At 39.3% G+C, this 14,190-nt stretch carries 16 protein-coding genes; 13 read left to right on the top strand and 3 right to left on the bottom strand.

What is annotated here, in order from left to right; genetic code table 11:
• Window positions 1–151: 151 nt before the first annotated feature.
• Together JBW_RS25765 and JBW_RS14990 are read left to right on the top strand one after the other, a co-directional pair.
• Window positions 152–691 (top strand): hypothetical protein, encoded by a 540-nt coding sequence (locus tag JBW_RS25765; RefSeq protein ID WP_007957873.1) that lies wholly within the window; start codon window positions 152–154, stop codon window positions 689–691.
• A gap of 148 nt (window positions 692–839) precedes the next feature.
• On the top strand, window positions 840–1,460 hold the full coding sequence (locus tag JBW_RS14990) for a cytochrome b/b6 domain-containing protein (protein WP_007957872.1): 621 nt from the start codon (window positions 840–842) through the stop codon (window positions 1,458–1,460).
• Window positions 1,461–1,525: 65 nt separating this feature from the next.
• On the opposite strand, the gene JBW_RS14985 is transcribed toward JBW_RS14990, so the two are convergent.
• Together JBW_RS14985 and JBW_RS14980 are read right to left on the bottom strand one after the other, a co-directional pair.
• Complete coding sequence (locus JBW_RS14985; protein WP_007957871.1) at window positions 1,526–2,923, bottom strand: nickel-dependent hydrogenase large subunit; 1,398 nt, start codon at window positions 2,921–2,923, stop codon at window positions 1,526–1,528.
• A gap of 8 nt (window positions 2,924–2,931) precedes the next feature.
• A complete protein-coding gene (locus JBW_RS14980; RefSeq protein ID WP_007957870.1) occupies window positions 2,932–4,164 on the bottom strand; it encodes a hydrogenase small subunit in 1,233 nt (410 codons plus the stop codon).
• Window positions 4,165–4,307: 143 nt separating this feature from the next.
• Here JBW_RS14980 and JBW_RS14975 point away from each other — a divergent pair, with 143 nt between their 5' ends.
• The gene (locus JBW_RS14975; RefSeq protein ID WP_007957867.1) at window positions 4,308–5,678 is read left to right on the top strand and encodes an FAD-dependent oxidoreductase; all 1,371 of its coding nucleotides are present in this window, start codon (window positions 4,308–4,310) and stop codon (window positions 5,676–5,678) included.
• Window positions 5,675–5,959, top strand: a complete 285-nt coding sequence (locus JBW_RS14970) for a ferredoxin family protein (protein ID WP_007957865.1) — start codon at window positions 5,675–5,677, stop codon at window positions 5,957–5,959. Before JBW_RS14975 ends, JBW_RS14970 begins: the two co-directional genes overlap by 4 nt.
• Window positions 5,960–6,048: 89 nt before the next feature.
• On the opposite strand, the gene JBW_RS14965 is transcribed toward JBW_RS14970, so the two are convergent.
• On the bottom strand, window positions 6,049–6,618 hold the full coding sequence (locus JBW_RS14965; protein ID WP_007957863.1) for a xanthine phosphoribosyltransferase: 570 nt from the start codon (window positions 6,616–6,618) through the stop codon (window positions 6,049–6,051).
• A gap of 506 nt (window positions 6,619–7,124) precedes the next feature.
• On the opposite strand from JBW_RS14965, the gene hydE reads away from it, so the two are divergent.
• The 9 genes from hydE (at window position 7,125) to JBW_RS14920 (ending at window position 14,085) form a co-directional block, all read left to right on the top strand.
• Window positions 7,125–8,207: a [FeFe] hydrogenase H-cluster radical SAM maturase HydE gene (hydE, locus tag JBW_RS14960; protein WP_007957861.1), complete on the top strand. Its 1,083-nt coding sequence runs from the start codon at window positions 7,125–7,127 to the stop codon at window positions 8,205–8,207.
• Window positions 8,208–8,293: 86 nt separating this feature from the next.
• On the top strand, window positions 8,294–9,079 hold the full coding sequence (gene motA / locus JBW_RS14955) for a flagellar motor stator protein MotA (protein ID WP_007957860.1): 786 nt from the start codon (window positions 8,294–8,296) through the stop codon (window positions 9,077–9,079).
• The gene (gene motB, locus JBW_RS14950; RefSeq protein ID WP_007957858.1) at window positions 9,079–9,837 is read left to right on the top strand and encodes a flagellar motor protein MotB; all 759 of its coding nucleotides are present in this window, start codon (window positions 9,079–9,081) and stop codon (window positions 9,835–9,837) included. The genes motA and motB overlap by 1 nt, the downstream gene beginning before the upstream one ends.
• 139 nt (window positions 9,838–9,976) lie before the next feature.
• Entirely contained in the window at window positions 9,977–10,354 is a 378-nt protein-coding gene (gene acpS / locus JBW_RS14945; RefSeq protein WP_007957857.1) for a holo-ACP synthase, read from the top strand.
• A 1-nt stretch (window position 10,355) separates the two neighbouring features.
• Window positions 10,356–11,909 (top strand): bifunctional ADP-dependent NAD(P)H-hydrate dehydratase/NAD(P)H-hydrate epimerase, encoded by a 1,554-nt coding sequence (locus JBW_RS14940; RefSeq protein WP_007957856.1) that lies wholly within the window; start codon window positions 10,356–10,358, stop codon window positions 11,907–11,909.
• A 268-nt stretch (window positions 11,910–12,177) separates the two neighbouring features.
• Window positions 12,178–12,483 (top strand): CopG family ribbon-helix-helix protein, encoded by a 306-nt coding sequence (locus tag JBW_RS14935; protein ID WP_007932144.1) that lies wholly within the window; start codon window positions 12,178–12,180, stop codon window positions 12,481–12,483.
• Window positions 12,484–12,486: 3 nt separating this feature from the next.
• A complete protein-coding gene (locus JBW_RS14930; protein WP_007932142.1) occupies window positions 12,487–12,837 on the top strand; it encodes a type II toxin-antitoxin system PemK/MazF family toxin in 351 nt (116 codons plus the stop codon).
• Between the two features lie 143 nt (window positions 12,838–12,980).
• The gene (locus JBW_RS14925; protein ID WP_007957855.1) at window positions 12,981–13,853 is read left to right on the top strand and encodes a ComEC/Rec2 family competence protein; all 873 of its coding nucleotides are present in this window, start codon (window positions 12,981–12,983) and stop codon (window positions 13,851–13,853) included.
• A 4-nt stretch (window positions 13,854–13,857) separates the two neighbouring features.
• Window positions 13,858–14,085, top strand: coding sequence for a DUF3006 domain-containing protein (locus tag JBW_RS14920; protein ID WP_007957854.1), 228 nt, complete (start codon window positions 13,858–13,860; stop codon window positions 14,083–14,085).
• Window positions 14,086–14,190 lie beyond the last annotated feature (105 nt).

Genomic DNA, 14,190 nt, shown 5'->3' with positions numbered 1-14,190 from the left:
CGTGAACCGTCAATCTTATTTACTTTACCGCCTAGGCGACCTATATCTTGCTGAATGTAAATGTTTGTTAGAATTATGCTCATTCATAGGTGTATATCTACTCTTATCAGGTAAAACTACATGAGTAAATATAAACTCAGGAGGTCTTACTGTGAATAATCAGATATTAATGTGGTCTATGCTATTTCTGCCATGGCTTACTTTGTTTTTTATGAATAAAGAAGAGATAAAGCGTTTTATGCCTGTCGCTCTGTTCTCTGCGCTTACTAGTGTATTAGTTGTAGAGACGGGGGAAAGTCTAGGGTGGTTTATTTATGGAGAAACAACTTATCCTTTAAGGACATCTTCTTATCATATTTTCGGATTAAATTGCGTCACTACTATCTGGCTTTTTCATTTTTTATATGGTAATTTTCGGAAATACATAATAATAGATATAGTGCTAAACTTTGGATTTATATATTTATTTCATGTCTATTTCCTTGGCGGTAGAGGGATTTTTCATGAGGTAGGTATCACTCCTTTTATAAATGCATTAATTGCTACTACCGATGGTGTTTTAATATATGCTTATCAAATGTGGCAAGAAGGTATTTTCGTACGTTATGAGAGAAAAAAGAATTTGCGAGTCTTACAGTCGGAAGCAGCCAAACCATTAGACCATGAAAAACAAGAGGATAATGAGCATTAAAGTGGTGTCAGGGGAAGGGGGTGATCTTAGCCAGACTTGACTTGCTGGAAATTCATTTTTATGTGACGCTAATAGCAATAGCTTATTAAAGAACTAGTTGAAAAGATTGATTTTATTTAGAGAAAACGCTAGGAAGTGAGTATTAAAAATGAAGCTGCTTTTGCATTCGCTGCCCATACGCATTTTTCACTGGGTTATGTTTTTGGCAGTAATCATATTGCTGTTTACGGGATTGTACATGAATGCTCCTTGGAGTTGGCTGCATCTGCCTATGGAAGTGGTGCGCAAAACCCATACGCTTTTTAGTTCTATCATTATTGTTAATTTAGTAGCCCATATTTATTATTATCTTTATACGAATAAAATCACTGAAATTTTATTTTTACCTCGGGATTGGGTGAATGTGCCTAGCTTTATACGTTATGTTTTTTTTATTACTGAAAGTCATCCTAATTTTGGACGTTATAACCCAGGACAAAAGCTAGTATTTTCCTCATGGTTTTTAGCAGTACTCATTGCTGCAATTACTGGAATCATATTGTTCTTTCCCACAAATTCTCAGTGGCTGCAGTGGAAGTTGGGGGGATTGAACGTCATTCGAATTCTTCATTTTGGCGTTGCGATTTTTTTTGCTGCGTCTATTCCTTTACATTTATATCTGGTATTTACGGAAAGCCCAGCCAATTTACAGGCTATGTTTACGGGATATATTAATAAAGAAGTAAAGCTTGAAACTACAAAGAATGAGCATAAAGACTTGCTGCCTTAATAGTAATGAATGATGAAATAGTAAGATTTACTAGTGTAAATGTGGAATGGACTAGTAAACCAATTCTAAATTATCATAGTAGGGATTTCAGGTGCATCTATCATATGGACGGCGCAGGTAAAACAGGGATCAAAGGAGCGAATTACTCGCCCAACTTCAACTAAATCCTCTGTATTCGCTACTGGTGTACCAAGGAGAGCTTCTTCTACTGGACCGCGTTGTCCTTGATTATCACGAGGGGAAAAGGTCCAAGTCGTAGGTGTGACAATTTGATAATGATCAATTTTACCATCTTTTATTCGCAGCCAATGACCTAAGCCGCCGCGCATGGCATCGGTTAATCCGACACCTTCGCCCTGCATTACCGATGTATATGGGGTATGGGTTGGCCCACCTGGAGAAAGTTGTGCCAGCCATTCTTCTGCCAACTGGCATATTTTTAATGTTTCCTGAGCGCGTGTTATAATTCGGTCCATTACGCCCGTACCTCGCTGGTACTTGCCGCTTAGCCAGGCTCTTGCTAGTGGACCGCCTTCAAAGGCTTGTCCTGCATAACGAGGGGCTTTTACCCATGAGTAAGCATCTGCTTTATTTCGGTCTGGTATTGTTGTTCCTTCCTGTGGTCTTTGCATTGTATCGCCTTGATACCAACTGTATTTAATATCTTCGCTGATTTTATTGATATCAAGGGCCTGAACTTCTCCTTTGGCAAGCATGACGCCCGATGCATATTCCCTTCTGCCAGTTATGGGCTGGGGAAACATGCCGTAGGATATCATATTGCCTTTTGAACTTCCGATGGTATAGTAATCTTTATAATAATCGGCCAGTACAGCCACATCATATAGATGAACTTTTTCCACCCATTCCATGAGTTCATGTAAAATACTTGCATAAGCACTGATGCGATCAGCAGTTGCTTGTTCGGTAACACCTGTAACAAGAATAGTCTGCTGCATCGGAATCTTAGCGCCAAATATTGCTAGCATTTCGTGGGCACGCATTGCCTTTAGCATTCCTTCCTTAGTATGGGTTATTAATTCCTCATTTAGTTTTTGGGGCAAACGATAATCTCCTTCTGGGCGTGGAGAGTAGGGAGGCATATTTGGGCCTTTGACGTAATCATAAATAACCAGTAGATAAAAATGGCGAATATGATTTTGTATAATATCACCAGCAAAAATCATATTTATAAGATGCTGTCCGTTTGGTGTAGGTAGCACACCGAAAGCTTGCTGAAGGGCAAGGGCAGCCGAGATCGCATGGGCAGTTGAACAAATTCCGCATATGCGCTGTGTGAATAGTGCAGCATCACGCGGATCGCGTCCGATCATCATATTTTCAAAGCCACGGAACAAGGTAGCGCCTACTGTTGCTTCCACGACCTGACCATTTTGTATTTCTACGTCCACGCGAAGGGGCTCATGTACCCTTGAAACTGGAAATATTGTTTTTTTTGTCATATCTCTCCTTATTCTCCACCTTTGTCTTTAGGATAAAAAAAATCAGCTAATTTACGTCGCCACCATTTGCGATGGCGCAAGGCTTGCTTGACATCTGATTTTGTAGTGATGGAAAGCAAGGCATTTTTTTGCTTTGTTAATTCATTCAATTCCTGCTTAGCTTGTTCTAGTGTTTCAGGTGGCAGCGTTTCAAGGGGCTTTGTCCCCTTTATATAGTGTTTATGAATACGTTTTTTTAGTACTGCCGCGGCAAAGTGGGTGCCAACTCCTCCAATACCGAATGCTACCAGCCCAGCGCTGATCTTTTTGATGTTTAAAGTAGCAAACGAAGTCGGAATATCTGGTAAATGATTGTAGAATGGCATCATGCCATCGGGGAAATGAGGACTGGCGCAACCAATACAGGGAGCGCCAGCTTTGACTGGCCAGTTGACACCATGGTTCCATTGTCGCAAAGGGCAATCAGCATGAGTAACTGGACCTTTACAGCCGACTTTATACAAACATCCTGGACCACCAGGAAAGTCGGCAAAGATCCCATCTTCAAACTGTTGACGACGCTCGCATAGATCATGAATGGTTTTACTAAAGAAGAGGAGCGGACGATTATAACTATCAAGTTCTGGCACCCCATAGAGCAAAAGATGGGTAAAGGTGCCACTCATCCAGTCTGGGTGGGCAGGGCAGCCGGGAATATTGATGACCTGCCTTTTCACTACTTCCCATACTCCTTTGGCACCACCAGGATTGGGAAAGGCTGCTGAAGGTCCACCGAAAGCGGCACAATCCCCCACCGAAATTACATATTTTGCTTTGGCAGCAATCTCCATCACCGCTTCCATACCTGTCACCATTTTGTCGTTCCTCATGAAAATTTCATTATAACGACCGTTGTCTGCTGTCATCACTGACCCTTCTACAATGAGCCAAAAATTTCCGGCCTCTTTTTCCACTGTATCTTCTAGTGCTTTCGTGAGATCATCTCCCTGGGCAACGTTCAGCAGCCAATGATAGCGTACATCCAATATTTCCGACAGTAGTTGTTCCATGGATGGGTTTATGGCGTTTTCCAAGGATACGGAGTTTCCAGTACAGGAACCAAGTTCCAGCCAGATTACTGGTGCCTTGGTGGTTTTACTTTGCGCAAATGTGCTGCGCATGACGGGAATTAAGTATTCTGTAAGACTCATACCAACCGTTGCTGACATACACAGTTGAATAAATTCACGTCTTGAAAGCATAACGAGTTATTCCTCCTGGTGTATTATTCTGTCTAGCTTTGCCAATTTTGCAATAGTTTATGTAATGGTGGGAGAATAATCCATATCTACCGGCGGAATAGTATCGCTAAGGACGCGAAATACTATGGTAAGGGTGAATTTGTATGCTAAAACATTGGTATCAGGCTAAAAAACCGCGAAAAATTGGAAAATATAACAATGCTCATTATGATACCAGCAACAGGGGAAAATATGATGCCATTGTAGTAGGAGCAGGGCCAGCTGGAGCTAGTGCTGCCTACTTTATGGCTAAACAAGGTCTTACTGTTCTGCTTCTCGAACGCGGACCATTTCCAGGTGCTAAAGTTTGCGGCGGTACCTCATTAATTTCTGAGCATACTCATAAACTATTTCCAAATTTCTGGGATGAATGTCCCTGCGAACGTATTGTAACGCAGCAGGCCTATTGGCTTATGACGGAAGATTCGCTATTATCAACTTCCTTTCAAAGCACGAATTTGGCAGCTGCCCCTTATAATCATATTACTGTAAAACGTAAATTGTTTTACCAATGGCTTGTGGACAAAGGGATGGCTGTAGGCGTAGACATTCACTTTAATCATCATGTTACAGAAGTTTTATTTGAGAATAATCAAGCTGTTGGGGTTCAAGTATCACCGCCGCAAAATTGTCAGTTTTTTGCGAATATCATTATTTTAGCTGATGGTGCCAATGCAATGGTTGGCCAACGTTCTGGTCTTGTACCTAGAGTATCGCCCCAAGATTTAGCTCTCTACGTCAAAGAAACCATTGCTCTACCTGCAAAAGTGATTGAGGAACGGTTTAATTTGCTGCCTGGTTATGGCAGTTTAATCGGAGTATTGGGTTATCCCACAGCTGGCTTCAATGGGACCAGTTCCATACATACGTTTAAAGATTGTATTAATCTTAATGTAGGTATGGCAATTTCTGATTTTGCAATTTCAGGAATTCGGCCTTATGACCTCTTGGATCGTATAAAAAAGCACCCTTTGATCAAACCACTGTTGCTTGGCGGAACCGTATTGGAATATGGTGCAGCAGTCATCCCCGAAGGCGGCTATCACGCAGTTCCCGAACTTGTCCATCCTGGTCTGATGATACTGGGTGATGCTGGATCATTAGTGAATGGCACTCATGGCATAAATTTAGCTATGTGGTCAGGATTTTTCGCTGCCCAAGCCGCTAATGAAAGTAAGAAAAGCAGAGATTTCTCCATAGAGAAATTATCCTTATATCGCACATTGCTTGATGAAAGTTTTATTATGCAAGATCTTAAAGCAAATGCAAAAATCGCTAGCTTACAACGAGATCTTCCTTATCTGTTTGATTTATATAGTAAAATAGTAAATCAAACAGCCTTTCATGTTGCCAAAGTGTATACTATGCCGAAAAAAGCTAAGCGTATATTTATCTTCAAAAAAATAACCAGTATCCAACCTTTACTTAAAATGGCCAGCGATATTTGGAAAGTACTAAAGGTGGTCAAGGGATGAATAACGATCTTCAGGAACGACTGTCATTACTTCATTACCAACCAGATGAGAAGTGGCAGCATGTTACCATTTTAGACCAAACAATCTGCCGAGATTGCAAAAATAAACAATGCTTAACTTTCTGCCCTTCTGGTGTATTTAGGGAGAATTCACAAAAAAAACAATCACTTCTCATACTGTATAAACAGTGTGTCGAATGCGGCGGTTGTCGTTTAATTTGTGATAATATTGATTTTTCTTATCCGAAAGGCGGGTATGGGGTTACTTTTTTAGAAGGGTGAAGAGCAAAATAAGGTAGTCCATGAGTCTTATATACAAGACTCATGGACTACCTTATTTTAGTGAGTATGCGACTAGATAGAATAAATAGTTATAGAAAAATAACCTGTCCGTTGGAAAAAGAGGCGATGCGGGCTAAGGATTCCACTCGGTAGCCCGCATCCATTAATTTTTTTGCACCAGGCTGGAAGGATTTTTCAATAACAATACCGATTCCAGTAACCTTTGCATTGGCTTGATGGACAATCTCAGCCAAACCGGCAGCAGCCTCTCCATTAGCCAAAAAGTCATCAATAATTAACACATGATCGTCCTTTTGCAGGAATTGCTTTGAAACAATAATGTCATTACTCTCTTGTTTCGTAAAGGAATAAACTTTTGTATAATATATATCTTCAGTGATCGTAACCGATTTTTTCTTTCTTGCAAAAACCACTGGTATCTTAAGCACTAAACCTGCCATCACAGATACTGCAATTCCAGAGGATTCAATCGTCAAAATTTTAGTAATTTGCTCTCCTTGGAAGCGATGAGCAAACTCTTCACCTATTTTCAGCATAAGATCAGGATCAATTTGTTGGTTTAGGAAAGAATCGACTTTGAGTAATGAATCATTTAGGACCAGTCCGTCAGATTGAATCCGTTTTTTTAATAATTCCATATAACCTCCTAATTATAAAAAAATCCTTAGTGTCCTTTGCGTCTTTGTGGTTCGATTATTTTATAGATTTTAAAGACGCGTAGCGCCTTTTTATGTTATATCAATGTGTGCATTTATTCTAGCAGTCTAAAATATTATTGTCAATTAAGTTAAAGACAAATCAAAGATTTCTTTACATTTTATTTCCTGGAAAATATAATGAGTCTATCCATTTTTGGTGGTCTAACAATCGATAGACGATTTTTTTTTGTATTACGTAGGCAATAGAAGCGTATTTTTAATTTTTTTGTTGAATAAAATCGTATTTTTATCGAATCTATATCTTTAGATAGAGGCATTTATTAGTAGAATATTCTATAGTTAGTAGTAATTGGTTCATACATCAGCAATTTATATAAAATTAAATAGCATTATGTCGAATGAATATCTACTTATTATAATGAAAAAGGGATTGCCAGGGGAAATGAAGAAATAAATGCTAACTTCACAGTAAGGAGGATAGAAGCGTGGCAAAAATAGTAGATATAATCAATAAGGCTGAGACCACTCATTCTTTAACGAAAGAAGAGATTGTGGATTTGCTGAGATGTGATGAATATGATCAACAATTGTTTCTAGCCGCTGATAGAGTGCGTAGCCAATATGTGGGAGATCAAGTGCACTTGCGTGGTTTAATCGAATTCTCAAACATTTGTCAACAGAATTGCTTTTATTGTGGGTTAAGAAAAGAAAATACTAAGGTGAAGCGGTATAAATTGACCCCAGATACGATTATTGATCTTGCCGATAAGGCCAAAAGCTATAATTATAAGACGGTTGTACTACAATCTGGTGAAAGTCAGTCTTATACTGTGGCTGATATGCAATACATCATTAGGAGCATAAAGGCTTTAGGATTAGCCATTACTCTAAGCCTTGGCGAAAAAAGCAGAGAAGAATATCAAATCTATAAAGAAGCTGGCGCAGATCGATATTTACTTAGAATCGAAACAACGAATTCAAGGATCTATAAAGAATTGCATCCAGGCATGAGTTTTGAAAATCGATTACGATGTTTACAAGATTTAAAAGATCTTGGATATGAGCTGGGGACAGGTTGTTTAGTGGGACTTCCGAATCAAACAATGGAATGTTTAGCGGATGATATTTTGTTTTTTAAATCATTAGATGCTGATATGATTGGGTTAGGACCTTTTATTCCCAACGCTGATACTCCGCTGGCACAAGAGAGAGGGGGTACTTTTAACACAAGTATAAAAGTGATGGCAATTACTAGGCTTTTATTGCCTGATGCTAATATTCCAGCTACTACGGCTATGGAAACATTAAACAAAAATGGACGTATTATTGCTCTCCAAAGCGGTGCTAATGTAGTGATGCCCAATGTTACCGAAGGTGAATATCGAAAAATGTATATGTTGTATCCAGGTAAAATTTGTGTTAATGACACTCCAAAACACTGCGTAGGCTGTATTACGGGGAAAATTCAAGGAATTGGCAGACATATCTCTACCGAATTTGGCTTTCGTCAAAGCAAAAAATTAACAAATAATTTGCAGGAATATGCAGAAAAAGAAAGAAATATGTAAGAGGCAGATTGTGGCTTTATTTTTACAAGTATATATGCTAACTAGAAGTAACTATACTGATCGTTAGGTTTAGGGGGATCTGAATTGTGGAATTATCAACAATAATTGGTATTGGACTCGGATTTGTGGCTGTTGGCGTAGGGATGGTGCTTAAAGGTGCAAGTTTAGTAGTGTTAATAAATCCAGCGGCATTTTTGATTATTATTGCTGGTACGGCAGCTTGCTTGTTGAATGCATTTCCTATGGAAGTTCTTAAAAATTTTCCGACGCTTGTTAAAATGTTATTTAAACAACCTGAATTTATGTCAAAAAGTGACATGTTAAAGATGTTTGTGGAATTATCACAAACAGCTAGACGGGAAGGTATTCTAGCTCTGGAAAGTCGTGTGGAGGAAGTGCCGGATGTTTTTCTCAAAACTGGTTTGAGCATGGTAATTGATGGACTTGACCCAGATTTCGTGGGTGATGTGTTAGAAGCTGAGATTCAAGGAATGGAAGAACGTCATCGTGTCGGCGCGTTGATCTTTTCTCAGGCTGGTTCCTATGCTCCGACACTGGGGGTACTTGGTGCAGTAGTTGGTTTGATTGCTGCATTAGGAAATCTCAATGATATTGATGCTCTGGGACATTCCATTGCAGCTGCGTTTGTAGCTACCTTGCTCGGGATCTTTACGGGATATGTAATCTGGAATCCTTTTGCAAACAAGTTAAAGATCATGTCCAAAAAAGAAGTTGATGTAAGAAAAATGATGGTTGAAGGAATATTGTCCTTGCAGGCAGGAGATTCTCCTACTGCAATTGAAGCCAAGCTGAAGGTGTTTATTTCCCAAACAGAAAGGGAGCAGATGAAGGCTAAAACGGAGGAAGCATAATGTCTAGAAGGAAGAAACATCATGAAGCTCATCATGAAGAACATATGGATGAATCTTGGCTCATTCCTTATGCTGATATATTGACTTTGTTGTTAGCGTTATTTATTGTATTGTTTGCTACAGCTCAAGTAGATCAAAAGAAATTTGATCAGATGGCCTATGCTTTTAATACTGCTTTCAGTGGAAGTCCTTCGATTTTCGATAATAATCAAGCAATCACTCCTGAATTGAATTCAGCAATACCTAACCAGCAGTCCGCCGAAGGTACTATGGGCCAGGAGCAGCTGCAAGAGACCGTTCAACTTTCTGAATTAAAAAAGCAGATTGACCATTATATTCAAGAGAATAAATTAACTGGTGATTTAAATACAACACTTACAGAAGATGGGCTAATGATTCGTATTAAAGATTCTGCCTTATTTACATCAGGACATGCGGATTTGCGTCCTGAATCCTTGCGTGTTGGTGAGGAAATAGCCAAAGTATTGGTTCCTTTAACTCAGAAAATTGTTATCTCAGGGCATACTGATAGTATACCGATTAATACTTCGGAGTTTCCGTCTAATTGGGAGCTTAGCTCCAAGCGGGCGATTAACTTTATGAAATTTATCTTATCTAGTGAAAAAAGTTTACAGCCTGAGCGCTTTAGTGCTATTGGATATGGGCAATATCGTCCACTTGAGGCGAATGATACAATTGATGGGCGAGCTAAGAACCGACGAGTCGAAGTACTCATTATGAGAAACTTTAGGAAATGAATATAGAAAAGAAAGACTTAGCCTAGGCTAAGTCTTTCTTTTCTATATTCATTTCTTGTATTTTGCCCGTATCTATTGGCAAAAGACAGTTAATGCTGGTACAATGAATGATAGTAAAAGGTAATATGGAGTGAAATCTGTGATTATTGGTACTGGAATTGACATTATTGAAATCAATCGTATAAAAGATGCTATTATGCGCCAATCTTTTATAGACAAAGTATTCACCCTGCAGGAACAGCAATATTGTGAAAGTCGAGGTATACAAAAAGCGTCTTCTTATGCAGCACGATTTGCTGGTAAGGAAGCAGTCATGAAAGCCTTTGGCACAGGAATGGCAGGTGGAAGGCTTAAGGATATTGAAATTATTCTTGATGATAAAGGTTGCCCGCATGTGAATTTAAGTGGACAATTTGGCGCTTTAGCTAAAAGTATAGGGGTTAGTATGACATATATATCATTGACACATGCACGAGAATATGCCGCTGCCCAGGTCATTTTATGGGGAGGAAAATAGTATGAAAGTAGTAACCGTTGCTGAAATGAAAGATATAGAAAGGGCAGCAATCGAAGAATATGGTATTCCTGGTATTGTTCTCATGGAGAATGCTGGCGTAGAAGTAGCTGGGCAAATTGAGAGTATACTAGGAAATTTACATAATAAAAAGATTTCTGTATTTGCTGGTACTGGAAATAATGGCGGTGATGGCTATGTAGTTGCTAGGCATCTTCATAACCAAGGGGCGAAAGTCAAAGTTTTTTTAATCGGCAGTAAAACGGCTGTAGTTGGTGATGCGTTAACGAATTTACAAATCATTACCAATATGGGAATTGATATTTTAGAAGTGATAAATCAGCACGACTGGGATAAAGTAAAAATTGCTATGACCTTTACGGACTGCCTGGTAGATGCGCTGCTAGGTACAGGCTTTACTGGTAAACTTAGGGATCATATGGTCCAGGTTGTAGAATGTATGAATAAAATGAATAAGGTTATTATTGCCGTAGATGTACCAACAGGTGTTGATGGCGATACAGGTCAGATTCAGAGTGTAGCGGTAAAAGCAAATTATACCATTACGTTTGCTCTGCCTAAGCAGGGACTTTTGTTATACCCTGGTGCTCTTTATGTTGGTGAACTGTACGTGGCTGATATTGGTGTACCTAGATTACTGGTACAAAATATTGCAATTCAGCAGAATCTTATTACCAGCGGCGATGTGACAAACATGCTTGGCAAAAGACAGCCTGATGCCCATAAAGGGAGTTGCGGCAAAGTATTCGTAGTGGCAGGTTCTAGAGGATTAACAGGTGCTGCTGCCCTGTCAGCAAGTGCCGCTATGCGCTCTGGTGCAGGTACGGTAAATTTAGGTATTGCTGAAAGCTTGCATGATATCATGGAAATGAAAGTAACGGAAGTCATGACCAGTCCTTTAGCTGAGGTGAGTCCTGGTGCTTTAGGAGAAGAGTCTTTTTCTGAACTTCAAAGACTTTCCTTGCACAGTGATGTAGTGGTGATTGGTCCTGGATTGGGCCGCCATGAAGAAACCATGTCACTTGTGCGCCGTGTGATTACGACAATCGAAAGGCCTTTAGTGATTGATGCAGATGCCTTATATGCACTGATTGACCATACTTCTTTATTAACCGAGGCTAAGTCTGTACCGATACTAACGCCGCACCCTGGAGAGATGGCGCGGCTTGTCGATTTAACTGCCGAAGAGGTCAATCAAGATCGCATATATATTGCTCGTCAGGCGGCGATTGAGTGGGGAAGTATTATTATTTTAAAAGGAGCACGTACAGTAGTCGCATTTCCAGATGGTGAGGTATATATTAATAGTAGTGGTAATGCTGGTATGGCAACTGGCGGTGCTGGTGATGTGCTAACTGGAATCATTGCAGGATTTGTCGGCCAAGGCTTGTCAAGTCATGAAGCAGCATTGGCTGGTGTGTATATTCACGGTTTAGCTGGAGATATTGTCGCCAGAAATGGAATGATTGGTATGATCGCAAGTGATATCATTAAGGCATTGCCAGCAGCAATATTTGGTATTCAAGAAAATGATTAGGCATAAATTCCTCTTGTTTCATGCATACTTATGATAGTGGGGTTATTCAATGACAAGTCGCTCAAGACTCCCATTTTCGATAAGCAGCAGGTAGAGCGGCTAATTTCGGTGGATAAGTGTGACTACGATCCAAATGCGAGTTAATACTCCATTTGAGTCAAGTCTTTGGTTATTTAAATATGTGCGCAGCCGGTCATCATTCGCCAAATGATAAAATCGTGTATAAAAAAATTGACATTTGTATATAAAGAAACTATAATCTATCTATATGAATGTTGTGTTAACTGGCGGGGGTGAAGGCGTGGCAGAATTGAGGCGTATTATGATTAGTATCCCGAATAGCTTGCTTCAAGAAGTAGATGGTATTATTGCAATTGAAAAATTAAGCCGTAGTCAATTTGTGCGTGATGCCATGCGACTGTGTATTGAAGAGCGTAGACGTAAGGAAATATATGATAAAATGCGTAAGGGATATCAGGAGATGGCTGGGATTAATCTGACATTAGCAGAGGAAGGCTTGCTAGCTGATGCAGATCTATTTGAAATGCCTACCCTACTGGCGGAGCGTGAATAAAAGATGGTCGTAAAACGTGGAGATATTTATTATGCCAATTTAAGTCCGGTAGTGGGTTCGGAACAAGGAGGGCATCGTCCCGTTTTGGTCATCCAAAATGATGTTGGTAATAAATATAGTCCGACCATTATCGTAGTAGCCATTACTTCGCAAATTTCGAAGGCTAAGCTGCCGACTCATGTGGAAATCAACTCGAAACAATCGAATTTGGAAAAAGATTCTGTGATTCTTTTAGAACAACTGCGCACCATTGATAAGCGTCGTTTAAAAGAAAAAGTTTCTCATTTGAGTGAAGATATTATGTCTATGGTTGATGAATCAATTAAAGTGAGTTTAGGGTTGGTTGAGGTATAATTTTTGTATCATATAAGGATATAGTTCTTTTAAAATTTCGGCATGCAGCTAAGGCTTGGTGTAAACCAAGTCTTTTTAGTTATGAGAGATAGCCGTTCTCATGTTTGCAAGGAAGGAGTGGTATTATTTTAGGAGGTAAAATGATGGGACGTAAGTGGTTTGGGGTACTTCTGATAACCCTTGCTATGCTGGTAGCAGCAGGATGTGTTAAAGACAGAGAGGCAAATGTCAGTCAAGGACAGACAAATTCTCCTCTTACTGTGAAGGTGTTGGATATTGGGCAAGGAGATGCTATTTTAATTCGAGCGGCAGGACAAACTGTATTGGTTGATACAGGAGATACTGGCACGAAAGACAAATTAGCAGCGTACATAAAAAAAGAAGGAATTACAACGATCGATAAAGTGATTATTACTCATCCTCATGCCGATCACTTAGGGGGAATGTCGAGTATTCTAGAGAATTTTAAAGTAAATCAAATTTATGACAGCGGACAAACGACGACTACAGCATTGTACCGTAAATATTTATCCTTAGTACAAAGTAAGAAGATACCGTTTTCAGTTCTTACTGCTGGTACGGAAATTGTTATCGCAAATGATATAAAACTAAAAATTTTGGCACCGGAGAAACCTTTTATAAAAGACTCAGAACTAAACAACAATTCCATTGTAGCAAAATTGATATATCATGATTTTTCGATGCTGCTAACAGGCGATGCAGAGAAGGAATCAGAAGAGCGTATGTTGAAAAAGTATAAAACAGAACTGAAAAGTACGATTTTAAAAGCTGGCCACCACGGCAGTAATACATCTTCTTCAGTTTCTTTCTTAAAAGCCGTAGCTCCTGAAGCTGCTATTATCTCGTTAGGTGCGAATAATGATTATCATCATCCTCATCCTTCTACATTAAAAAAATATGGTGAGGCTAAAGCAAAAGTATATCGTACTGATACCGATGGTACGGTGACAATCAATAGTGATGGTAAAACCTATACCATAACAAAGGAGAAATAACAGTATGAAGGTTTTAGCTGTAATTGATCGTTTTGAAGGGGATAAAGCAGTATTATTATTGGACGATGAAGAAGTGCAAGTCGTATGGCCTCGAGAGAGTTTGCCAAGTGAAGCCCAAGAAGGGGATGTCATAACCATGGAGCTGCAAGTCGATCATGAGGCAACGATAGCAGCCAAAGCAGAAGCAGAGCGATTACTAAAAGAAATAATGGAAAGAAATCAGGAAGGCTAAAAGCTTTCCTGATTTCTTTTCAGCATCAAAATGTATAAATATTATTAGTTTGCCAGGACAATAGTTGCATAAATCTAAATATTCTATAAATTTTTGAAAAATAAG

This window comes from Pelosinus fermentans JBW45, assembly GCF_000271665.2.
GTDB lineage: Bacteria > Bacillota > Negativicutes > DSM-13327 > DSM-13327 > Pelosinus > Pelosinus baikalensis.
Note: the sequence above shows the minus strand (reverse complement) of the source record. Positions and strands in the feature narration are given on the sequence as shown.